General features: G+C 72.4%; 21 protein-coding genes and 2 pseudogenes. 2 read left to right on the top strand and 21 right to left on the bottom strand.

The genetic code is table 11. The features are described from left to right. Positions 1-173 precede the first annotated feature (173 nt). Both ACN28G_RS04165 and ACN28G_RS04160 read left to right on the top strand, forming a co-directional pair. Positions 174-1175 carry a tyrosine recombinase XerC gene (locus tag ACN28G_RS04165; protein WP_421478443.1) on the top strand — a complete coding sequence of 334 codons (1002 nt, stop codon included), beginning with the start codon at positions 174-176 and terminating at the stop codon, positions 1173-1175. Positions 1176-1241: 66 nt separating this feature from the next. Then, positions 1242-2423: an aminotransferase class V-fold PLP-dependent enzyme gene (locus ACN28G_RS04160; RefSeq protein WP_091435507.1), complete on the top strand. Its 1182-nt coding sequence runs from the start codon at positions 1242-1244 to the stop codon at positions 2421-2423. Here ACN28G_RS04160 and ACN28G_RS04155 read toward each other — a convergent pair. From ACN28G_RS04155 to ftsY, 21 genes and pseudogenes are all read right to left on the bottom strand, one after another. Continuing rightward, positions 2392-3117, bottom strand: coding sequence for a M23 family metallopeptidase (locus tag ACN28G_RS04155; protein ID WP_091435506.1), 726 nt, complete (start codon positions 3115-3117; stop codon positions 2392-2394). The genes ACN28G_RS04160 and ACN28G_RS04155 overlap by 32 nt on opposite strands. Before the next feature lie 360 nt (positions 3118-3477). Next, positions 3478-3801, bottom strand: a complete 324-nt coding sequence (locus ACN28G_RS04150) for a DUF2469 domain-containing protein (protein WP_011905215.1) — start codon at positions 3799-3801, stop codon at positions 3478-3480. Then, a complete protein-coding gene (locus ACN28G_RS04145; RefSeq protein ID WP_091435505.1) occupies positions 3798-4610 on the bottom strand; it encodes a ribonuclease HII in 813 nt (270 codons plus the stop codon). The genes ACN28G_RS04150 and ACN28G_RS04145 overlap by 4 nt, the downstream gene beginning before the upstream one ends. Positions 4611-4725: 115 nt before the next feature. Further along, the gene (gene lepB / locus ACN28G_RS04140) at positions 4726-5361 is read right to left on the bottom strand and encodes a signal peptidase I (protein WP_091435504.1); all 636 of its coding nucleotides are present in this window, start codon (positions 5359-5361) and stop codon (positions 4726-4728) included. Further along, positions 5358-6242 carry a signal peptidase I gene (gene lepB / locus ACN28G_RS04135; RefSeq protein WP_091435503.1) on the bottom strand — a complete coding sequence of 295 codons (885 nt, stop codon included), beginning with the start codon at positions 6240-6242 and terminating at the stop codon, positions 5358-5360. The genes lepB (ACN28G_RS04140) and lepB (ACN28G_RS04135) overlap by 4 nt, the downstream gene beginning before the upstream one ends. Before the next feature lie 181 nt (positions 6243-6423). Next, positions 6424-6780, bottom strand: coding sequence for a 50S ribosomal protein L19 (gene rplS / locus ACN28G_RS04130; RefSeq protein ID WP_091435502.1), 357 nt, complete (start codon positions 6778-6780; stop codon positions 6424-6426). 142 nt (positions 6781-6922) lie between these two features. Beyond that, positions 6923-7711, bottom strand: a complete 789-nt coding sequence (trmD, locus tag ACN28G_RS04125) for a tRNA (guanosine(37)-N1)-methyltransferase TrmD (protein ID WP_091435501.1) — start codon at positions 7709-7711, stop codon at positions 6923-6925. 20 nt (positions 7712-7731) lie between these two features. Next, positions 7732-8334, bottom strand: coding sequence for a ribosome maturation factor RimM (rimM, locus tag ACN28G_RS04120; RefSeq protein ID WP_421478442.1), 603 nt, complete (start codon positions 8332-8334; stop codon positions 7732-7734). Continuing rightward, positions 8334-8567, bottom strand: coding sequence for an RNA-binding protein (locus tag ACN28G_RS04115; RefSeq protein ID WP_013732101.1), 234 nt, complete (start codon positions 8565-8567; stop codon positions 8334-8336). The genes rimM and ACN28G_RS04115 overlap by 1 nt, the downstream gene beginning before the upstream one ends. Before the next feature lies 1 nt (position 8568). Beyond that, a complete protein-coding gene (gene rpsP, locus ACN28G_RS04110; RefSeq protein ID WP_091435499.1) occupies positions 8569-9048 on the bottom strand; it encodes a 30S ribosomal protein S16 in 480 nt (159 codons plus the stop codon). A gap of 241 nt (positions 9049-9289) precedes the next feature. After that, positions 9290-9937 carry a DUF402 domain-containing protein gene (locus ACN28G_RS04105; protein WP_421478441.1) on the bottom strand — a complete coding sequence of 216 codons (648 nt, stop codon included), beginning with the start codon at positions 9935-9937 and terminating at the stop codon, positions 9290-9292. 126 nt (positions 9938-10063) lie between these two features. Further along, positions 10064-11470 (bottom strand): proline--tRNA ligase, encoded by a 1407-nt coding sequence (proS, locus tag ACN28G_RS04100; protein ID WP_091435497.1) that lies wholly within the window; start codon positions 11468-11470, stop codon positions 10064-10066. A gap of 182 nt (positions 11471-11652) precedes the next feature. Continuing rightward, entirely contained in the window at positions 11653-12735 is a 1083-nt protein-coding gene (locus tag ACN28G_RS04095; protein WP_421478440.1) for an amidohydrolase family protein, read from the bottom strand. 18 nt (positions 12736-12753) lie between these two features. Further along, entirely contained in the window at positions 12754-13332 is a 579-nt protein-coding gene (locus tag ACN28G_RS04090; RefSeq protein WP_421478439.1) for a Uma2 family endonuclease, read from the bottom strand. Between the two features lie 67 nt (positions 13333-13399). Beyond that, complete coding sequence (ffh, locus tag ACN28G_RS04085; RefSeq protein WP_091435494.1) at positions 13400-14953, bottom strand: signal recognition particle protein; 1554 nt, start codon at positions 14951-14953, stop codon at positions 13400-13402. Positions 14954-15137: 184 nt separating this feature from the next. Further along, positions 15138-16649: pseudogene (locus tag ACN28G_RS04080) on the bottom strand ([protein-PII] uridylyltransferase); the annotation flags it as partial. A 168-nt stretch (positions 16650-16817) separates the two neighbouring features. Next, a pseudogene (locus ACN28G_RS04075) lies at positions 16818-17618 on the bottom strand ([protein-PII] uridylyltransferase); the annotation flags it as partial. A gap of 15 nt (positions 17619-17633) precedes the next feature. Beyond that, positions 17634-17972 (bottom strand): P-II family nitrogen regulator, encoded by a 339-nt coding sequence (locus ACN28G_RS04070; RefSeq protein ID WP_007456507.1) that lies wholly within the window; start codon positions 17970-17972, stop codon positions 17634-17636. 25 nt (positions 17973-17997) lie between these two features. Further along, complete coding sequence (locus ACN28G_RS04065) at positions 17998-19368, bottom strand: ammonium transporter (protein ID WP_091435492.1); 1371 nt, start codon at positions 19366-19368, stop codon at positions 17998-18000. A gap of 220 nt (positions 19369-19588) precedes the next feature. Continuing rightward, a complete protein-coding gene (locus ACN28G_RS04060) occupies positions 19589-20452 on the bottom strand; it encodes an aminoglycoside phosphotransferase family protein (RefSeq protein WP_175440472.1) in 864 nt (287 codons plus the stop codon). Positions 20453-20458: 6 nt separating this feature from the next. After that, positions 20459-21628, bottom strand: a complete 1170-nt coding sequence (gene ftsY, locus ACN28G_RS04055; protein ID WP_421478438.1) for a signal recognition particle-docking protein FtsY — start codon at positions 21626-21628, stop codon at positions 20459-20461. Positions 21629-21775: the final 147 nt, after the last annotated feature.

Below are 21775 nucleotides of genomic sequence, written 5' to 3'. Positions count from 1 at the left end.
CGGGCCGGTCGTGCGCCTCGGCCGTAAGCTGGGTCCGTGCCGGGTGTGGACGTCGGAAGGGCCAGTCACCAGCCGCAGTGGGTCTGCCAGACGCCGCGGCGGGCTCAGCCGGGCCGGGCTCAGCCGGGCCGGGCTCAGCCGGGGCGGCACCACCCGACGGATCCGCGTCGGCGATGAGCCGGGACAGCAGCAGCACCCGGGTCCGGCACCAGGCGTTGCCGGCGGCCATGCGGGACGCGGTGGACGAGTTCGCGGTGCACCTGGCCCAGGTGCGCAGCCGCTCCGAGCACACCGTCCGGGGCTACGTCGCCGATCTGGTGGCGCTGCTCGACCACGCGACCCGGCTGGGTTGCCGGTCCCCCGCCGAGCTCGACCTGGCCGTGTTGCGCAGCTGGCTGGCCAAGCAACGCACGATGGGCCTGGCCCGTACGTCGTTGGCCCGGCGGGCCGCGGCAGCGCGCACCTTCAGCGTGTGGGCCCACCGGTCGGGCCTGCTCCCCACCGACGTGGCCGCGGCGCTGGCCAGCCCCAAGGCCCACCGCGAACTGCCCACGGTGCTCCGCGCCGAGCAGGCGGCCGCACTGCTCGACGGGGTACGCGACGGCGCGGCAGGGCACCGGCCCGACGAGCCGGATCCGCCCACCGGTGACGGAGCCGCTCCGGCGGACGGGCCGGTGCCGCTGCGCGACCGGTTACTGCTCGAACTGCTCTACGCCACCGGGGCGCGGATCAGCGAGGTGTGTGGGCTCGACGTCGCCGACGTCGACCAGGCACGACGGGTGGTCCGGGTGTTCGGCAAGGGTGCCCGGGAACGGTCGGTGCCCTATGGACTGCCGGCGCAGCGGGCCCTCGACCGGTGGCTGCGCCTCGGCCGGCCCACGCTGGCCCGGTCGGGCTCGGGGGACGCCCTGCTGCTCGGCAGCCGGGGTGGTCGCCTGCATCCGACGATGGCCCGGCGGATCGTGGGCGGGCGGGCCGACGCCGCTGGTCTGCCCCGGACCACCCCGCACGGGCTGCGGCACTCGGCCGCCACCCACCTGTTGGAGGGCGGTGCCGACCTGCGCGCGGTCCAGGAACTGCTCGGGCACTCCTCGCTGGCCAGCACCCAGATCTACACGCACGTCTCGGTGGAACGACTGCGCTCGGCGTACCGGCAGGCCCATCCCCGGGCCTGACCGGCCGGGGCCGCCGGTGGCGGTGATCCAGGCGGCGGGACTCGACCGGGCGGTTACGCTCGTCGGGTGACCGCCGTCGTGCCTCCCGACCCGATTCCCGGTGCCCGGTTGCTCTTCTCCCTGGACCCGGCGGTCAGTCACCTCAACCATGGTTCGTTCGGCGCGGTGCCGATCGGGGTGCAGCGGGTCCAGCAGCGGCTACGCGACGAGATGGAGGCCAACCCGCTGCGCTTCCTCAGCCAGGGGCTGACCGAACGCGTCGCGCACGCCCGCCGGCATCTGGCGACGTTCCTCGGTGCCGATCCGGACGGCACCGCCCTGGTCGGCAACACGACCACCGGCGTGGCGGTGGTCCTTGCGTCGCTGGGGCTGCGCCCCGGTGACGAGGTGGTCAGCACCGACCACGGGTACGGCGCGGTGGCCATGTCCATCGCCCGGCAGTGCCGCCGTACCGGTGCGGACTCCCGGGTGCTTCCGGTGCCGTTGGCCGCCACCGACACCGAGGTCGTCGAGACCGTCCGGGCGGGCCTGCGTCCTGGTCGGACCCGGCTGCTGGTCGTCGACCACCTCACGTCGGCCACCGCCCGGCTGTTTCCGGTTGCGGCCATCGTCGAGGCGGCCCACCGGCAGGGTGTGCCGGTGCTGGTGGACGGGGCCCACGTACCGGGCATGCTGCCGGTCGCGGTCGCCGACGTCGGCGCGGACTTCTGGGTGGGCAACCTGCACAAGTGGGGGTACGCCCCGCGCGGGACGGCCGTGCTGGTGGTGGCCGAGCGGTGGCGGGAACGGATCGAGCCACTGGTGGTCTCCTGGGAGCAGGAGTCCGGGTTTCCCGCCCGGGTGGAGTGGCAGGCCACGCTGGACTACACCCCCTGGCTGGCTGCTCCGGCCGGCCTGTTCACGCTGCGCAGCCTCGGCGTCGACCGGGTACGCGCGCACAACGCGGCGCTCGCCGCGTACGGACAGCGGGTGGTCGGGGAGGCGCTCGGGGTGCCACCGACCGCGCTGCCGGACCACCGCGGGCCGGCGGTGGCCATGCGGGTGGTGCCGCTACCCACCGGTGTCGCCGGCACCTTCGACGCGGCTCGGGCGTTGCGCCTGCGGATCGCCGAACGGCTCGCCACCGAGGTGGCGGTGACGGCCTGGAACGGCCGGGGCTGGCTGCGGTTGTGCGGTCAGGTCTACAACCACGCCGAGGAGTACCAGCGGCTCGCGGTCAGCCTGCCGGCGCTGCTCGACCAGCGCTGAGCCGCGCGGTACGACGCCGGGTCGTGCCGGCGACCGGGAGCAGCCGCAGCGGGCCGAGGCCGAGCAGCGACAGCGGGTCGAGGTACTCCCGGTCCCGCCGCAGTCCCCAGTGCAGGCAGGCGGCGACCGGACATCCGGGGTGACCGGCCAGCAGGTCACCGAGCCCGCCGCCGACCTCGACCCGGTCGCCGGCCCGGACGCTGGGCCGGACCGGCTCGTAGGTGGTGCGCAACCCGTCGGGATGCGCGACGCTTACCAGTGGCCGGCCGGCGACCGTGCCGGCGAAGTGCACCACACCGGCACCGGCTGACCGCACGATCGTGCCCGGCTCGGCGGCCAGGTCGACACCGCGGTGACCGGGCAGCCAACGCCGCGGCGGGGGCTCGAATCCGCGCCCCGGCCGGGGCGGACCGGGAAGCGGCCACCGGAACACGGCCGCGGTGCCGCCCTCCGGCGCCGCACCCGACGACGAAGGGACAGCGGGGGCCGGACCGGACGGCGTCCCGACAGCAGAGGCCGGACCGGACGGCGTCCCGACGGCGTGGACCGGATCGGATCGCAGGGCGACGTCGTGGCGGTAGCGGATCACCGGGAACCGGTCGTGGGCCGCCGGCTCGACGGCGGACGGGCGGACCGGTACCGGCGTGGTGAGCAGGACGACCAGGCCGAACACGGCAGTACGGAGTGCCGACATGTCGGGCAGCCTGCCGGTTTCGCGGCTCCGACGCAGCCCCGCCGGCCGTCGGTTGTGGACAACGCCGCTGCTGTGGACAACCGCCCGCGATCCCCGTCGATCTGCTATGGCGGTCGGGGTGGCGCACCGACGGTCAGGACCCCACGCGACAGCGTGGACCAGGGTGGCTCTGCCAACGACCTGGTTCAGGGGCGCGGCCGCTGCCGGCGGTCGATCCGTTCGGCGGGGCGGGGATCAGCCGCCGACGTCGACACGCCGAATCAACCGGCGGACGGAGGACCAGCCGGTGGCACGCCGAATCAGCCGGCGGCGCAGGACCAGCCGGCGGGCGGAGGATCAGCCGGCGTGGTCAGCGTGGGGTCAGCTGCCGAAGCCGGAGTCGGCGGGCAGCGAGATGTCGGGCTTCTCCAGCTCCTCGACGTTGACGTCCTTGAACGTCATCACCCGTACGTTCTTGACGAACCGGGCGGGACGGTACATGTCCCAGACCCAGGCGTCGTGCATCTCGACCTCGAAGTAGACCTCGCCGTCGGAGTTGCGCACGTGCAGGTCGACCTGGTTGGCCAGGTAGAACCGGCGTTCGGTCTCCACCACGTAGGAGAACTGGCGGACAATGTCGCGGTACTCCCGGTAGAGCTGCAGCTCCATCTCGGTCTCGTACTTCTCGAGATCTTCCGCGCTCATCGCACTCCGCCTTCCATGACGACATCTTCCCCCACCGGCGCGGGAGGTCGAGGCTGCTCGCCCAACGCCACGCCGACGGTACCCCCTGAGGCCTCCGGACGCTCCATCGGCTCGTGCGGGCTTTTCCCTGCCGGTCGCCTGGCTCGCGGCGGCCGGGTGGCCCGACCGGAGACGGCGGCGACATTGACGTACGAGAACCGGTGCTCCCGGCAGGGGCCCAGCTCCCGCAGCGCCGCCGTGTGCTCGGCCGTGCTGTAGCCCTTGTGCTCGGCGAAGCCGTAACCGGGGAACGTGGCATCGAGCTCCACCATGATCCGGTCCCGGGTGACCTTGGCGAGCACGCTGGCCGCGGCCACGCAGGCGGCCACCCGGTCACCCTTCCAGACCGCCAACCCGGGTACGTCCAGTCCGTCGACGCCGAAGCCGTCGCTCAGCACGTACTCGGGGCGGACGGTCAGCGAGGCGAGCGCCCGGCGCATGGCGGCCAGGTTGCACACGTGCAGCCCCAACGCGTCGACCTCCTCGGCCGGGATCACCACCACCGCGTACGCCAGGGCCCGGTCCACCACCTGCCGGTAGACGCGTTCCCGGCTGGCCGGGGTGAGCAGCTTGGAGTCGGCCAGCCCGTCGATCTCGCCCCGCCGCCCCTCGGGCAGGATCGCGGCGGCGGCGACCAGCGGACCGGCGCAGGCACCGCGACCGGCCTCGTCGGCACCGGCGACGTGCCGGAAGCCGCGCCGTTGCAGGGCCCATTCCAGCGCGTAGAGGCCACCCTCGCGGCGCACCACCGTGCGGGGCGGGGTCAGCACCGGGCACCGCCCGGCGCCGGTGAGCCCTCGTCGACAAGCGGGAAGACGGTCACCGTCCCAGACTGCCAGACGGGACCGACGAGGCCCATGCCGCCCGGCGGTCAGCCGAGGGGGATCACGGGTTGGGGACGCCCTCGAACGGCTCCGGCACGGTCAGCAGGGTGGCCCGGTCCACCGGCCAGAAGACGGTGAACGCCCGACCCACCACCTCGCTCTCGCTGATCGTGGCGGCGTTGATGTCCTGGCCCGACTGCTGCCAGTGCTCCAACGAGTCACCGGAGGCCTCCCGGTGGTCACCCATCACCCAGAGCCGGCCGGCCGGCACGGTGATGTCGAACTCCTGGTCGGCCGGGCGGTCCCGCCGGCCGTCGGCGGAGTAGATGTACGGCTCGTCGATCGCCATGCCGTTGATGATCAGACGCTCCTGCGGATCGCAGCAGACCAACCGGTCACCGCCGACGGCGATCACCCGCTTGATGAAGTCCTCGCCGTCGGGATTGCCGCTCCACTCGGTGGGTGCCTTGAACACGATCACCTCACCCCGGTGCGGCGAGCGGAAGTGGTAGACCAGCTTGTTCACCAACACCCGGTCGTCGATCTTGAGAGTGTTCTCCATCGACGGAGAGGGGATGAAGAAGGTCTGCAGCACGAAGGCGCGTACCAGCACCGCGACCAGAACCGCCACCCCCAGCAGGATGGGCAGTTCCTTCCAGAACGAACTACGGGGCTTGTCGGTCTGCTCGTCAATCACGGGAGGAGCCTACGTCGCCGGGCGTGCAACGACCTTCTGGAACGCGCAAGAACGGATGCCACGGTCGCGATCGGGACGAGCAGCACGACACCTCCACCGGTAGTGGTTCGGATCGGGGCGGGCACGTCACCGGAGACCGCCGCCGGGCTGGAGATCCCGACGAAGGTGTCCGGGATCGACAACGAGGCCCACCGGTCGGACGGCCAGACAACCATGAAAGCCCGCCCCACCACGTTGTCGATCGGCACCGGCCCCTGGCAGCGGGCGTCCTGCGAGACCAGCCGGTGGTCACCGAGCACGAAGATCTGCCCCGGTGGGACCACCACCTCGTCGAAGCGGCGGGAGCGGCACTCCTGCGGGTTCGGCGGGAGGTCCAGCGGGGAGTCGCGCAGCACGTACGACTCGTCCAGCGGCACCCCGTTGACGGTGACCCGACCCTGTTCGTCGCAGCACTGCACCCGGTCACCGGGAAGGCCGATGACCCGCTTGATGAAGTCCTTCTCACCGGGGCGGCCGTACCCGATCAGGTCGCCGACGGTACGGCCGAACCTTTCGGCCAGCCCCGGCGCGGGCCCCGACTCCACCTGCGGAACCCACCGGTCGGTGCCCCGGAACACCACCACCTCGCCGCGCTGCGGGTCGCGGGTGTCGTAGACGACCTTGTTGACCAGCACCCGGTCGTTGACGAGCAGGGTGTCCTCCATCGACCCGGAGGGGATGAAGAACGCCTGCAGCAGGAACGTCCGGATCAGCACGGCCAGGCAGAAGGCCACGATCAGCAGCAGCGGCAGCTCCTGCCAGAGCGGCATCTGCCGCCGGGTACGCCGGGACCTGCGCCGCCACGGATCGACTGTGTCGCCCTCGTCAAGCGTCCGCACCACGCCACTCCCCGGTCCGCATAAACGTCACCACCGCCCGGGAGCCTCTCACAAGGCCCCACGGGCGGTGGTGGACATCGTTCGTCGCGACGTCGCTGCCCGCCTGCGCCCGTACCGACCAGGGTAGTGCGCTCCGGTCGATGCGACACACGCGCAGCTCAGGCGGCGTGGCGGCCGGTAGTGGTCAGCTCGGCAGCTTCTCGCGACGCTCCTTGATCTTGGCCTTCTTGCCGCGCAGCTCGCGCAGGTAGTAGAGCTTGGCCCGGCGGACCGCGCCCCGGGTGACGATCTCGATCCGGTCGATCGCCGGGCTGTTGATCGGGTAGGTCCGCTCGACGCCGACGCCGAAGCTGACCTTGCGGACCGAGAAGGTCTCGCGCAGGCCGTCACCCTGACGACGGATGACCACGCCCTGGAAGATCTGGACCCGGGACCGGTTGCCCTCGACCACCCGCGCGTGCACCTTCACGGTGTCACCGGCACGGAACTCGGGCAGGTCGGTCCGCTTCGACTGGGCGTCAAGGGCGTCCAGGATGTTCATCGCACAACCTCGTGAGGCTCACGGCGCATCGTCAATCGATGCGCGAATGGGTGATTCTGATCCCCGGGTCGCGGCCGGTGGAGCTGACCCCGGTCGGTGATCCTCGCAGCCGTCCGCGGCGCGGTCGACTGCGGCAACCCTTCTACTCTGCCACATCCGCGTCCGGCGACGGGAACCCACCCCGGCGCAGGGCCGCGCGGTCGAGGCGGTCCAGGCTCTCCGGCGCCAGGGCGGCCAGCAGGTCGGGGCGACGGCCGGCGGTACGCAGCAGCGCCTCGTCCCGCCGCCAGCGGGCGATCCGGCCGTGGTCGCCCGAGCGGAGCACCTCCGGCACGTCGAGGCCCCGCCAGCTCGGCGGCTTGGTGTAGACCGGGCCCTCCAGCAGGCCGTGGGCGTGCGACTCCTCGTCCAGGGAACCGGCGTTGCCGAGCACCCCGGGCAGCAGCCGGGTGACCGCCTCCAGGATCACCAGCACCGCCACCTCGCCGCCGAAGAGCACGTAGTCGCCGAGGGAGACCTCGGTGACCCGCATCCGGGTGGCCGCGTGGTCGAGCACCCGCTGGTCGATGCCCTCGTACCGGCCGCAGGCGAAGAGCAGGTGCGACTCACCGGCCAGCTCCTGGGCCAGCGCCTGGTCGAACGGGACACCCGTCGGCGCGGGAACCAGCAGCCGGGGCAACGTGACCCCGTCCGGCGTCAGCTCGTCCGGGGCCAGCGAGTCGAACGCCGCACCCCACGGCTCCGGTCGCATCACCATGCCGGGGCCGCCGCCGTACGGTGTGTCGTCGACCGTGCGGTGCACGTCGTGGGTCCAGGTCCGCAGGTCGTGTACGGCCAGCCGTAGCGTGCCGTTGGCCTGGGCCTTGCCGATCAGCGAGAGGTCCAGCGGGGTGAAGTACTCCGGAAAGATCGACACGATGTCGACACGCATGGGGGGTGGCTCCCGCTCCGTCAGAGGTCGAGCAGGCCGGCCGGCGGGTCGACCACGACGCGTCCACCGGCGAGGTCGACCTCCGGCACGATCGCGCGGACGAAGGGGACCAACGCGGTACGCCCCTCGGGTCGCCGCACCACCAGCAGGTCGGAGGCGGGCGCGTGGTCGATCCGGGTCACCTCGCCGATGCTTTCACCGGTCGTACTGACCACGGCGAGCCCGACGAGTTGGTGGTCGTGGAACTCCTCCGGGTCCGCCGGCGCGGCGACCTCGGCGCTGTCCACGGCGAGCAGCGTGCCGCGCAGCGCCTCGGCGACGTTGCGGTCGGCCACGTCGGCGAAGCAGACCAGCAGTCGGCTCTGGTGCCAGCGGGCCGCGGTGACGGTCAACCGCTCGGGTACCCGGTACGGCTCGGGCCCGGCCGGCGGCACCGAGTCGACCTCCGCCCCGGCGGAACCCGACGGCGTGGCGGCGGAATCCGACCGCGGCGCCGCTCCCGGCTCGGTGACCAGCACCGATCCGGGAGCGAAGCGTGCCTCGGGTTCGTCGGTGCGCACCTCCACGGTGACCTCACCGCGAATGCCGTGCGGCTTGCCGATCCTGCCGACGATGAGCTGCATCAGTACGAGTCGACGATGTCGACGCGTACCCCGCGCCCGCCGATGGAACCGATCACCTGGCGCAGCGCCTTGGCGGTACGGCCGGAGCGGCCGATCACCGTGCCCAGGTCCTCCGGGTGTACGCGGACTTCGAGCCGCTTACCCCGACGGGAGTCGACCATCCGGACCCGTACGTCGTCGGGATGGTCGACGATGCCCTTGACCAGGTGCTCAAGCGCCGGACGCAGAGCCACGTCAGCCCTGCTCGCCGGAGGTCGTACCGGACTGCTCCTCGGCCTTCGGCGCCTCGGCCGGGGTCTCGGCCTTCGGGGTCTCGGCCTTGGGCGTCTCGGCCTTGGCCTTCTTCGCCGGCTTGGTCGGGGTGTCGGCGATCCCGGCCGCGGCCTTCGCCTCGGCCTCGTAGGCCGCCTTGCGGTCGGCGCGCTCGGCGGCGACCTTCAGCGGCGGCGGAGCCGGCAGGCCCTTGAACTGCTGCCAGTCACCGGTCAGCTCCAGCAGACGCTGGACGGCCTCGCTCGGCTGCGCGCCGACGGAGAGCCAGTACTGGACCCGGTCCGACTTGACCTCGATCACCGAAGGGTCTTCCTTCGGCTGGTAGATCCCGACGAACTCGATCGCCCGGCCGTCGCGCTTGGTGCGCGAGTCGGCGATCACGATGCGGTACTGCGGGTTGCGGATCTTGCCCATCCGCAGGAGCCGGATCTTTACGGCCACAGTTGTTTCGCTCCTGTTGCGATTCTCACCGGCCCGAACGGGCGGTGCACGGGTGAGAGCCGACCGGCACAGTGGGGTTGGGCCGGAGACTGCTCGGTGGACTGACCAGGTGCCCGGGGTAGAGGGCGCCGAACACCCGTCGGATACCAGCGTCCCATTCTGCCAGACCCGACGCCGATCCCGCGCACCGGACCCACCCCGACCCACCCTCGCCGGGCGACGGCGGTGACGAGGAACACGCTCAGCGTGCCGGAGGGCGGTCCCAACCGGGCGGCAGCTCGTCCGGCATACTCCGGTCGGTCGGTGGGGTGAGGTCGCACCAGGTGCCGTCGAACGGGAACTCGCCCGCCTCCGCCATCGCGGCCACCCGTCGCCCCTCGGCGCGTACCGCCTGCTCGTCGGGGACCCAGTAGTGCTCGGCGAGGGCGAGCCGCTCGGCGAACTCCTCCTCGTCCTTCCACTGCCAGCTGCGGTCGGGATGCACCACCACGTCCAGGTCCTGGTCGACGATGTCCACGCCGGCCAGGGTCCCGTCGTCCCACCGGACGCCCGATTCCTCCAGGTTCACGTACCAGTTGGCGAACTGGCCCTGGTCGTCCTGGAACCACCACACCGAGTGGGCCGCCCCGACCGGCAGGAACTTCAGCAGGGGTGGCCCCTGCCAGCGACCCCGCTTGAGCCGGTAGGACGACGTGATCCACTCGGCGAAGGGCATCGTCCGCATGCCCCGTCCGTCGGCGGTCACCTCGCTGGCCACCGGGGCGTTCCGGGGTACGAAGATCAGCAGCCCCCGGTCGTCGTCGCTGACCACCCGGGCCGTCCGCACCCAGCCGATCCGGCCCTGCCGTACGTTCCGGTGCACGATCAGCCGCCCCGGCTCGAAGCGCACGTTGGTCCTCCCGGTGTCGCGTGGATCTCCCCGTCGTCACGCCGGCCACGCCGGACCGGCGCTGGAGCGTTAGGAGGGGGCCCTTCCTATACAGAAAGCGTTAACAGGGGGCCCTTCCTTACACCTCTAGTAGGCGCGGGCGAGGATGGCCTGCAGGTCCGGCTCGTCCTCGGAGTCGGGGACGGAGCCGTCGGCGCGCAGCAGGCAGCGGACCGTGACGCCCTGGGCGTTGGCCTCGGTCTCCCCCGCCACGCCCACCGCCGACCAGGGCACCCGGGCCCACCCGGTGGCCGCCGCCTCGATCGCCTCGGCGAGGGTGGCCACCTCGACGGTGCGCGACTCCCGGTGGGCCAGCGCCTGGTCGTAGAGCGCCTGCTGGTCGGCTTCCAGCGCCGCGCGCACCGCGCCGACCACGTCGGCCACCGCGGTCGGGGACTTCGACCCGTCGGTACGGCGCACCACGACCGCGTTGCCGGCGGCCAGGTCGCGGGGGCCGACCTCGACGCGTACCGGGTAGCCGCGCAGTTCGGCGTCGACGGCCCGGCGGCCGAAGGCGGTGTCGGTCCGGTCGTCGAGCGCGACCCGGACCCCCGCGTCACGTAGCGCGTCGCGCAGCCCGGTCGCGGCCTCGCCGACCCCCTCGCCGTCCTTGACCACCATCACGTACGCCTGGATCGGGGCCAGCCTCGGCGGCACCCGGAGCCCGTTGTCGTCGCCGTGGCACATGATCAGACCGCCGAGCATCCGGGTCGAGGTGCCCCAGGAGGTGGTCCAGGCGTGCTCCCGGCCGCCCTCGGCCGAGGAGTAGCTGATGTCGAAGGCCTTGGCGAAGTTCTGCCCCAGCTCGTGGCTGGTGCCGAGCTGCAACGCCTTGCCGTCGCCCATCATGCCTTCGCAGGTGTACGTGGCGGTGGCACCGGCGAACCGCTCCCGGGCGGTCTTGAGGCCGACCAGCACCGGGATGCCCAGCACGGTCGCCATCAGGTCCTCGTACGCCTCATGCAGGATCTTGCGCGCGTAGGCGCGGGCGTCGGCCTCGGTGGCGTGCGCGGTGTGCCCCTCCTGCCAGAGGAACTCGCTGGTACGCAGGAAGATCCGGGGCCGCAGCTCCCAGCGGACCACGTTCGCCCACTGGTTGAGCAGCAACGGCAGATCCCGGTACGAGTCGACCCACTTGGCCATGAACTCGCCGATCACCGTCTCGCTGGTGGGGCGGACCACGACCGGCTCAGCCAGCTGCTTGCCGCCACCGTGGGTGACCACGGCCAGCTCCGGCGAGAAGCCCTCGACGTGCTGGGCCTCCCGCTTGAGGTAGCTCTCCGGAATGAACAGCGGGAAGTACGCGTTCTCCGCGCCGGCCGCCTTGATCCGGGCGTCCATCTCGGCCTGCATCCGCTCCCAGATGGCGTAGCCGGCCGGTCGGATCACCATCGTTCCGCGCACCGGGCCGTTGTCGGCCAGCTTCGCCTTGGCGATCAGATCCTGGTACCAGCGGGGAAAGTCCTCCGCACGGGGAGTGAGCACGCGAGCCATGACCGCACATCCTATGCGGGACCCACCCCGGACCCGCGCCCGGGAGCCCGATGCGACGGTTTCCTGGCTGTCGTGGCCTTCCGTCGCCACGACCCCGCCACCTCCGGGAAACCGCCGCCACGACCGGCCAGGGGCGACCGGTCAGGGGCGACCGGTCAGCGGCGACCCGGCGCGGCGACCGGTCAGGGCCGCCGGGGGCGACCCCGCAGGACGAGGTGGGAGGGGGCGCGGACGACCCGCAGGTCCCGTCGGGGGTCGTCCGGGTAGACGACCAGGTCGGCCAGGCCACCCTCGACCAGGCCGGGCAGGCCGAGCCACTGCCGGGCCCGCCAGGAGGCGGCGGCCAACACCTCGGGTACCGGCATCCCGGCCTGCTCGTGCAGCAGGAGCATCTCCTCGGCGGCCAGCCCGTGGTCGATGCCACCGCCGGCGTCGGTGCCGACGTAGATCGGCACCCCGGCCTCGTGGGCGGCCCGGACGACCTCGGGGAAGCGGTCCCGCAGGGCGATCATGTGGTCGGCGTACCCGGGGAACTTGGGGCGGGCGGTGTCGGCGATCCCGCCGAAGGTCCGGATGTTGATCATGGTGGGGATCAGCGCGGTACCCCGGCGGGCCATCTCGTCGATCACGTCCAGGCTCAGCCCGGTGCCGTGCTCGACCGAGTCGACCCCGGCCCGCACCATGATCTCGACGGCCGACTCGGAGAAGGTGTGCACCGCGGCGCGTACCCCGGCGGCGTGCGCGGCCGCCACGGCCGCGGTCATCGTGGCGGCGTCCCAGGCCGGAGCGAGGTCACCGACGCCCCGGTCGATCCAGTCGCCGACCAGCTTGACCCAGCCGTTGCCGGCCCGGGCCTGCTCGGCCACGGTCGCGGCGACCTGCGCCGCGTCCACCTCGATGCCGATGTCGCGCAGGTAGCGCCGGGGCGGGGCGATGTGCCGGCCCGCGCGGACCAGGCGCGGCAGCTCCGGGTCGTCGTCGAGTTCCGGGTACGGGTACGGCGAACCGGCGTCCCGGATCGCCAGCACCCCGGCGTCCCGGTCGGTCCGGGCCAGCGCGCGGGCCTGGTCGAGCGAGGTGATCGGGGTGCCGCCCCGGGCGATGCCGAGGTGGCAGTGCGCGTCGACCAGACCGGGCAGGATGAACCCCCGGTCGACGATCGTCTCCGCGCCGGGCTGTGGTTCGAAGGTGACCCGGTCACCGACCAGCCAGATGTCCCGGACCTCGTCGTCGGGCAGGAGCACACCGCGCACATGCAGAGCCATGTGCACAGTCCTACCGGATCACTGCCCGTCGCGGGTCAGCAGACCGGCCCGGCGGGCGGTCAACGCCGGCAGGTCGACCGAGACCTTCCAGGGCCGCTCGGTGACGAAGAGGTCCTCGGTGTGGGTGGCCGCCTCGTACTCGCCCCTCGGGCCGAGCACGAACTCGGTGAGCGTCATCCGCTCGCGCAACGGGTCGACCACCCAGTAGGTCCGCACCCCGGCGCGGGCGTAGACCCGGGCCTTGTCGTACATGTCCCGGAAGACCGAGGACGGGGAGATCACCTCGACCACCAGCAGCGCGTCGGCGATCGGCACCGGGCTGCGGTCGGCGTGCTCCCGCCGGATGGCGACCACGTCCGGACGGGGTTCGTTGCGCCGGTCGACCTGCATGGACAGGTCGATGCTGACCATGAGGTCGGGCGGGCAGTTGACTTCGAGCGCCAGCAGCAGGCGGACGCAGAGGTCCTGATGGAGCGCGGTGGGGGACGGCACGATCAACCTTCCGTTGATCAGTTCGTACGGAAGGTCCTTCGGCAGGTCGCCGAGGTCGTCGACCGTCCACTCCGAGCGTTCGGGCAGGATGGGTGCCACGGTCATGACTCCTCCTTCCAGGGGCGACCTCACCCTAAGCGTCCACGAGATCGCCCGCCGTCACCGACACGCGTCAGCGGGGGCCCTTGTCCCCCTTGCCGAGCTTGTTGAAGTCGATCTTCGGAAGCTTGAAGCCCGGCGGCAGCCCCTGGCCGGCCAGGTCGTCCGGGTTCATCCCCGGTGGCAGCTGCGGCATGCCGCCCGGGAAGCCCGGAGGCAGCCCACCCTGCGCCCCGGCGCGCGGCCGGTTGCCGCCCTTGGTGCCCTTGCGCTTGTTCTTCGGCGACTTGGTCGCCTTGCGTCGACCGCCGCCGGGCAGGCCCATCATGCCGCCCATCTGCTTCATCATCTTCTGCGCGTCGGCGAAGCGGTTGAGCAGCTGGTTGACGTCCATCACGGTGACCCCGGAGCCGGCGGCGATCCGGGCCCGCCGGGAGCCGTTGATGATCTTCGGGGTGCTCCGCTCGGCCGGGGTCATCGACCGGATGATCGCGGTGACCCGGTCGAAGTGCTTGTCGTCCAGCTCACCGAGCTGGTCCTTCATCTGCCCCATGCCGGGCATCATGGCCAGCACGTTGGCGATCGGGCCCATCCGCCGGACCGCGATCAGCTGGTCGAGGAAGTCCTCCAGGGTGAACTGCTCACCGCCCATCAGCTTGGCGGTCATCTTCTCCTTCTGATCGGTGTCGAAGGCCTGCTCGGCCTGCTCGATCAGAGTGAGGACGTCGCCCATGCCGAGGATCCGGCTGGCCATCCGGTCGGGGTGGAAGACGTCGAAGTCCTCCAGCTTCTCGCCGGTGGAGGCGAAGAGGATCGGCTGCCCGGTGACCTCCCGCACCGACAGGGCCGCGCCACCCCGGGCGTCGCCGTCGAGCTTGGAGAGCACCACACCGGTGATGCCGACACCGTCGCGGAACGCCTCGGCGGTACGCACGGCGTCCTGACCGACCATCGCGTCGATGACGAAGATGACCTCGTCCGGCTGTACCGCGTCCCGGATGTCGGCGGCCTGCCGCATCATGTCGGCGTCGATACCGAGCCGGCCGGCGGTGTCGACGATGACGATGTCCCGGGCGGCCCGCCGGGCGTGCTCGATCGAGGCCCGCGCCACCTGCACCGGGTCACCGGTGCCGTTGCCGGGCTCCGGGGCGTACACCTCGACCCCGGCCCGGCCACCGAGCACCTGGAGCTGCCCGACGGCGTTGGGGCGCTGCAGGTCGGCGGCGACCAGCAGCGGCTGGTGGCCCTGGCCCTTGAGCCAGCGGGCCAGCTTGCCGGCGAGGGTGGTCTTACCGGAGCCCTGCAGGCCGGCGAGCATGATCACCGTCGGTGGCTGCTTGGCGAACTGCAACCGCCGGCCCTCGCCGCCGAGGACGTTCACCAGCTCCTCGTTGACGATCTTGATGATCTGCTGGGCCGGGTTGAGCGCCTGGGAGACCTCCGCGCTGCGGGCCCGCTCCTTGACGTTCGCGATGAAGCCCTTGACCACCGGCAGCGCGACGTCGGCCTCCAGCAACGCCATCCGGATCTCGCGCGCGGTGGCGTCGATGTCGGCGTCGGTGAGCCGGCCCTTGCCGCGAAGCTTCGTGAAGATCCCGGACAGGCGGTCACTCAAGGTGTCAAACACGCGAACATCCCGTTTGTCAGTCGTTCCGGCGGGCACAACGCGACCGGGCAGGTCCGGTCACCGTTAGGGTATCCCGCCACGCGTATCCCCCGCTGAGCGCCGGCCCACGGTCGGCCGGCCCGCCGGGCGTGGACGGTGAGAGGGGAACCCTTCTCTACCGAATGCGTTAACAGGGGGCCCTTCCTTACACCGCGGTGAGGACGGCGGCCTCCAGGCGGGCCCGTTCGGGGTCGGTGGGGGCGCCGCCGACCAGGTAGAAGGTGTCCACCACGTCGGCGCCGAGGGTGGCGATCCGGGCCGCCCGGACCTGGGCGCCGGCCTCGTCCAGCGCGCAGGCGACCCGGTAGAGCAGGCCGGCGGCGTCGGCCGCGCGCAGTTCCAGCAGGACCGCGTCGGTGGCCGCCTCCCGGTGCCAGACCACCCGCGGGGCGGCTCCCTCGCCCCGGGCGGCCAGCGCCCGGCCGCGCAGCCGTTGGGTGACCGAGACGTCGCCGTTGACGGCCCGGCGCAGGTCGGCGGTGAGCGCGATCGGGTCGGGTGCGAGCCCGTACCGGGGCTGCACCCGGAACTGGACCAGGGCCCGGCCGTCGACCGTGGCGGCATCCGCGGCGAGCACCTCCAGCCGGTGCAGGGCCAGGCAACCGGCCACCGTCGCGAGCAGGCCGCGTCGGTCCGCCGCGGCCACCGACACCCGGTCGGCAGCCAGGTGTACGACCGGCAGTGGCCCGGCCACCAGCGCCGGATCCGGGTCCGGTGGCGCCGGCACCACCCCGGTGTCCAGGGCGGTACGCACCCGGGAGACGAGTTCGGCGACCAGCCGTCCCTTCCAGTCCGACCAGGCGGCCGGGCCGGTGGCGGCGGCGTCGGCGCGTACCAGCGCGTGCAGCAGGTCCAGGGTGGTGGTGTCGCCTACCCGTTCGGCCACCCCGGCGATGGTCTTGGGGTCGGAGAGGTCCCGGCGGGTGGCCACGTCCGGCAGGAGCAGGTGCAGCCGGACCAGGGTGCCGATCAGCGCCGCCTCCGTCGCCGGCAGTCCCGTCCGGGCGGCCATCGCCTCGGCGATCGGTGCGCCGACCAGGCTGTGGTCGCCGCCGAGGCCCTTGCCGATGTCGTGCAGGAACGCGCCGAGCAGCAGCAGGTCGGGACGGTCGACGTCACGGGTGTGCCGGCTCGCCTCGTACGCGGTCTGCACCAGGTGCCGGTCGAGGGTGAACCGGTGCACCGGGTTGTGCTGGGGCAGGCTGCGCAGCCGGGTCCACTCCGGCAGCCAGCGGTCGACCAGGCCGTACCGGTCGCAGGCCTCCCAGGCCGGCACCAGGCCGGCCCCCGCGCCGAGCAGGGTGAGCAGCGCGGCGCGGGCCTCCGGCGGCCAGGGGGCGGGCAGCGCCGGGCAGTACGCCGCCAGCCACTCGCAGGTGGCCCGGGCGATGGGCAGCCGGGTGGTGGCCGCCGCCGCGGCCACCCGCAGCGACAGGCTGGGGTCGGGGCGGGCGCCGATGGCGGTACGGGCCAGCACCAGCTCGCCGTCGTGCTCGACCACGTCCCGGGCCACGGGTCGACGCACCGGCGGCCCGGGGATCCCGCGGCGTCGCCCGGAGCGCATCCGGTCGGCGGCCCGCCAGGCGTCGTCCAGGGCGTGCCCGACCGTCCGGGCGTCCCCGGCGACCCGCCGCAGCACCAGGTCACCGTCGCGGACCAGACCCGGACCACCGTCGCCGGTCAGCGCACCGCCGCCGGTCAGGCCGGCGTCCAGCCCACCGCCGCCGGTCAGGCCGGCGTCCAGCCCACCGCCGCCGGTCAGGCCGGCGTCCGGGCCACCGCCGCCGGGCACCGCCACGTCCGGCCCACCGGGGCCGGCCCGGCCGGGGCCCGGATCGGGGGCGACGTCGGGGGCGCGCAGGCCGAGCAGGGCGGCGACGCCGTCGCGTTCCTGGGCGAGCAGTCGGTCCACCCGGCGGCCGACCTGCTGGTGCAGGGCGTCGCGGGTGTCCAGCAGCCGGCGGTGCGCGGCGTGCACCGCCGGGCGGAGCGCGTCGGTGACCCCGGCGGTGGCGATCGCCCGCAGGATGCCCACGTCGCGCAGCCCTCCGGCGGCCTCCTTGAGGTCACCTTCGAGCAGGAAGGCCAGCTCACCGTGGGCCTGCCAGCGGGCCAGGGTGATCTCCCGCAGCCCGGGGAGCTGACGGACGGCGGTGCGCCGCCAGTGGTCGGCGGCGGTGCGGATCAGCGAGTCGGCCAGCTCGCGGTCGCCGGCGACGTACCGGGCGTCGAGCAGGCCGAGGGCGACCTTGACGTCGTCCTGGGCCACCGACAGCGCCTCGGCGACGGTGCGCACCGAGTGGTCCAGCCGGACCCCGGCGTCCCAGATCGGGTACCACAGCGACGCGGCCAGCTCGTCGACGCCGGGCACGCCGGCGTGCAACAGCACCAGGTCGAGATCGCCGTAGGGGGCGCACTGGCGCCGGCCGAGCCCGCCGACGGCGACCAGGGCCACCCCGGGCCGGGCCGGCAGCAGCGAACCCAACCAACGGTCGTACGCGTCGGCCCGGGCCGCCCGGGCCGACGCCCCCACCCCGCCGGGCACGCCGACGGCCTCGTCGACCAGGCGTCGCGCGTCACCGCCCGGGGCGGATGCAGACACGTTCTTCCTGATCGACGAGGCCATGGTGGCAGCTCCGACTCAGAGTGCGTCGAGGCCGCGTTCACCGGTACGGACCCGGACGACCTCCTCGACTCCGGTCACCCACACCTTGCCGTCACCGATCTTGCCGGTCCGGGCGGCGCCCACGATCGCGTCGACGATCTTCTCGACGTCGATCTCGTCAGTGAGCACCTCCACCCGGATCTTGGGCAGGAACTCGACCGTGTACTCGGCACCCCGGTAGACCTCGGTGTGCCCCTTCTGCCGGCCGTACCCCTGGACCTCGCTGACGGTCAGGCCGGCCACGCCGAGGGCGTGCAGCGCCTCCTTCACCGCGTCCAGCTGGTACGGCTTGATGACCGCGGTCACCAGCTTCATGTCCAACCCCTCCATAGCAGGAACGTTAACCGGCGACCTTCTCGTTGGCCGGAACGGCGGGCTCCGCCTCCGGCGTGGTGCTCGACGCGGCAGCGGGGGTGCCGATGCCGGCCATCGCGAACGCCCCACCCGAGCTGCCACCGGCCGGGCTCAGGTCGTAGCCGCTCTCCGCGTGCTCGCTGAGGTCGATGCCGTTGACCTCGTCCTCGGCGGAGACCCGGAACCCGATGGTCTTGTTGATGACGAAGCCGAGCGCGAAGGCCACCACGAAGGAGTACGCCGTGACGATCAGGGCGCTCAGCGCCTGGACGCCGAGCAGGCTGACCCCGCCGCCGTAGAACAGGCCCTCGTTCTCCACCAGCGAACTGACCGAGCTGGTGCCGAAGAGGCCGATCCAGAGGCAGCCGATCCAGCCACCGACGAAGTGCACGCCCACCACGTCGAGGGCGTCGTCGTAGCCGAGCTTGTACTTCAGGCTGACCGCCAGGGCGCAGACCGCACCGGCGACCAGGCCGAGCAGGACCGCCGCCCAGGGGGCGACGAAGGCACAGGCCGGGGTGATCGCGACCAGACCGGCGACGGCGCCGGAGGAGGCACCGACCAGGGTCGGCTTGCCGTCACGCACCTTCTCCACGATCAGCCAGCCGAGCACGGCGGCGCCGGCGCAGATCTGGGTGTTCAGGAAGGCGATCGCGGTGGTCGAATCGGCGGTCAGCTCGGAGCCGGCGTTGAAGCCGAACCAGCCGAACCAGAGCAGACCGGCGCCGAGGGCGACCATCGGCACGTTGTGCGGCTTCATGGCCTCGCGGGGCCAGCCGAGCCGCTTGCCGAGCACCAGCGCCAGGGCCAGGGCCGCGGCACCGGAGTTGATGTGCACCGCGGTGCCACCGGCGAAGTCCAGGGCGCCGAGGCCGGCGCCGATGAAGCCACCGCCCCACACCCAGTGCGCCACCGGGAAGTAGACCAGGGTGGCCCAGCCGAAGGCGAAGAGCAGCCAGCCGGAGAACTTGGCCCGGTCGGCGATCGCGCCGCTGATCAGCGCGACGGTGATGACGGCGAACATCATCTGGAAGGCCATGAAGACGTAGAGCGGGATGCCGGTCTCGCCCCAGAGGTCGGTCTCGGCCATGAAGGTCTTGGTGCCGAGGTACTGACCGACGTTGCCGATCACTCCGCCCTGGTCATCGCCGAAGGCGATGCTGAAGCCGTAAAAGAGCCAGAGAATACTGATGAGCCCCATCGCGGAGAAACTCATCATCATCATGTTGAGCACGCCCTTGGACCGGTTCAGGCCGCCGTAGAACAGCGCCAGACCCGGCGTCATGAGCAACACGATCGCGCTCGATATCAGCAACCACGCGGTGTTGCCGGTATCGATCGTCGGTGCTTCAGGCACGCTGGCCTCCTAAAAGTGGGGTTCCCTCCTTCGCGGCTTCCGGGGCAGCGTCGCCCGTACGCCGGTTGCGCGGAACTCTCTCCGGCGGCTGTTTCACGGAACGTGCCCCGTCGATTTCCAAGGCGTGACGGCTTGTTTCCAACGTGTGAAGAAAACCGCACCATCGGCACAACGGCCGAGGTCGGCGGACCGGTCGGTGGAGGGGGTCTCCCCGACCCGGTCAGCGCAGCGCGTGCTCCAGGGCGTGCCGCTCGTAGTCGAGCAGGCGCAGGTCACGCATGGGGCGACGAAGGTGACCCTTGTGCACGATCCGGACGAAAGCCGGCTCGCCGGCGGCGGCCATCCGCCGGATCCCCTCGACGTGGTCGACGATCCGCTTGCGGATGGTCCGGATCAGCCGGTGCCGGTCCCGGGGGATCAGCCCGTACGCGTCGGCGAAGAGCCGCAGCCGGCGCGGCCGGTCCGGGCGCTTCCAGCCCAGGGTTATCGAGTCCCGGTCGGAGAAGATCGGCACCCAGGTCCAGGCGGCGTAGGCGACGTCGTAGATCCGCGCGCCGGGCGAGGCGAGGTCGAAGTCGATCAGCCCGAGGGTGCCGTCCGGTCGCCAGATCACGTTGTGCGGGGCGGCGTCGTGATGGCAGATCACCTCGGTGTCCGGCGGCGGCGGGCCGAACGAGCGCCAGACCGCCCCGGGCGGGGGCACGAAACCGTACTGGGCGTCGTGGAACATCCGCAGCATGGTGGCGACCGTCACCAGCGCCTCGTCGGTCACCCAGTGCCCGGCGAGCGGGTACTCCCCGCACTCCCCCTCCAGGTACGACAGCACCTCCCGGTTGCGCTCGTCCATGCCCAGCGCGCGGGGCGCACCGCTGAAGCCGACGTACTCCAGGTGGCGCAACAGGGCGTGCACGGCCGGTGTCCACGGGCCGGCGTTACGCCGGACGGTGTCGCCCACCCGGACCACGGTGCTGACGTTCCCGCCGTGCAGCGGGATCTCCTGCGAAGTCACGTACGGTCTCCCGAGGCGCGGCCCCGACTGGCGCGGATCACGCCACCCGGTGAAGGTGCGATCGTCGATGGTCACCCGAGGTTACGCGTCCCGGGCGAGCGGCTCGGTGCCGAGCAGCGCGTCGACGAACTGGGTCGGCTCGAAGGGCGCCAGATCGTCCGGCCCCTCACCCAGGCCGACCAGCTTCACCGGGATGCCGAGCTTGCGTTGCACGGCGATCACGATGCCGCCCTTGGCGGTGCCGTCGAGCTTGGTCAGCACCACCCCGGTGACGTTGACCACCTCGGTGAAGACCCGGGCCTGCTCCAGACCGTTCTGCCCGGTGGTGGCGTCCAGGATGAGCAGCGTCTCGTCGATCGGGCCGTGCTTGGTCACCACCCGCTTGACCTTGCCCAGCTCGTCCATCAGGCCGATCTTGTTCTGCAGCCGCCCGGCGGTGTCGATCAGCACGGTGTCCACGCCGGTGTCGATGCCCCGCCGGACCGCGTCGAAGGCGACGCTTGCCGGGTCGGCACCCTCCGGCCCGCGTACCGTCTCGGCACCCACCCGGCCACCCCAGGTCTGCAACTGGTCGGCGGCGGCGGCCCGGAACGTGTCGGCGGCGCCGAGCAGCACGGTACGGCCGTCGGCGACCAGCACCCGGGCGATCTTGCCGCAGGTGGTGGTCTTGCCGGCCCCGTTGACCCCGACCACCAGCAGCACCGCCGGGGCGTCCGGCTTACCTGTGGTGTTCAGCGACCGGTCCAGCTCCGGGTCGAGGGCGTTCACCAGCTCGGCGGCGAGCAGCGCCCGCAGTTCGACGGCCGAGCGGGTGCCGAGGACCCGGGTACGCTCACGCAGCCGGTCGACGATCTCCCGGGTGGCGTCGATGCCGACGTCCGCGGTGATCAGGCTGTCCTCGATCTCCTCCCAGGCGTCCTCGTCCAGGTGGTCCCGGCTGAGCAGGCCGAGCAGCCCCTTGCCGAAGGCGTTCTGCGAGCGGGAGAGCCGCGACCGCAGCCGGATCAGCCGGCCGGCGGTCGGCTCGGGGACCTCCAGGGTCGGCGCGGGCGCCTCGACCACCGGTGGAGCCTCCACCACGACCCCGGTGGAGAGGTCGGCCTCCGGCGCCTGGACCTCCGGCGCCGTCCGCTCCGGCTCGACCGGTGCCGGCGGTGGCTCCTGCCGGCGGCGCAGCCGCGGCACCACCAGTCCGATGCCGCCCAGGATCAGCACACCGAGCAGCGCGAGGACGATGAGGAGGTAATCCATGCCGAAATCCTGTCAGATGGCGGCGACGGCGTCCCAGGCACCGCACCCGGCAACCGCTCGACCAGCGGGTACGCTGCCGCTGGCAGGGGGTGGCGGGCCGGCCGAGCGGGTACAAATAAGAGATCGTCTCACCCCGAGGAGTTCCCG

Source organism: Micromonospora sp. WMMA1923, from assembly GCF_049179195.1.
GTDB lineage: Bacteria > Actinomycetota > Actinomycetes > Mycobacteriales > Micromonosporaceae > Micromonospora > Micromonospora yangpuensis.
This window is presented reverse-complemented; position numbering and strand designations above follow the sequence as displayed.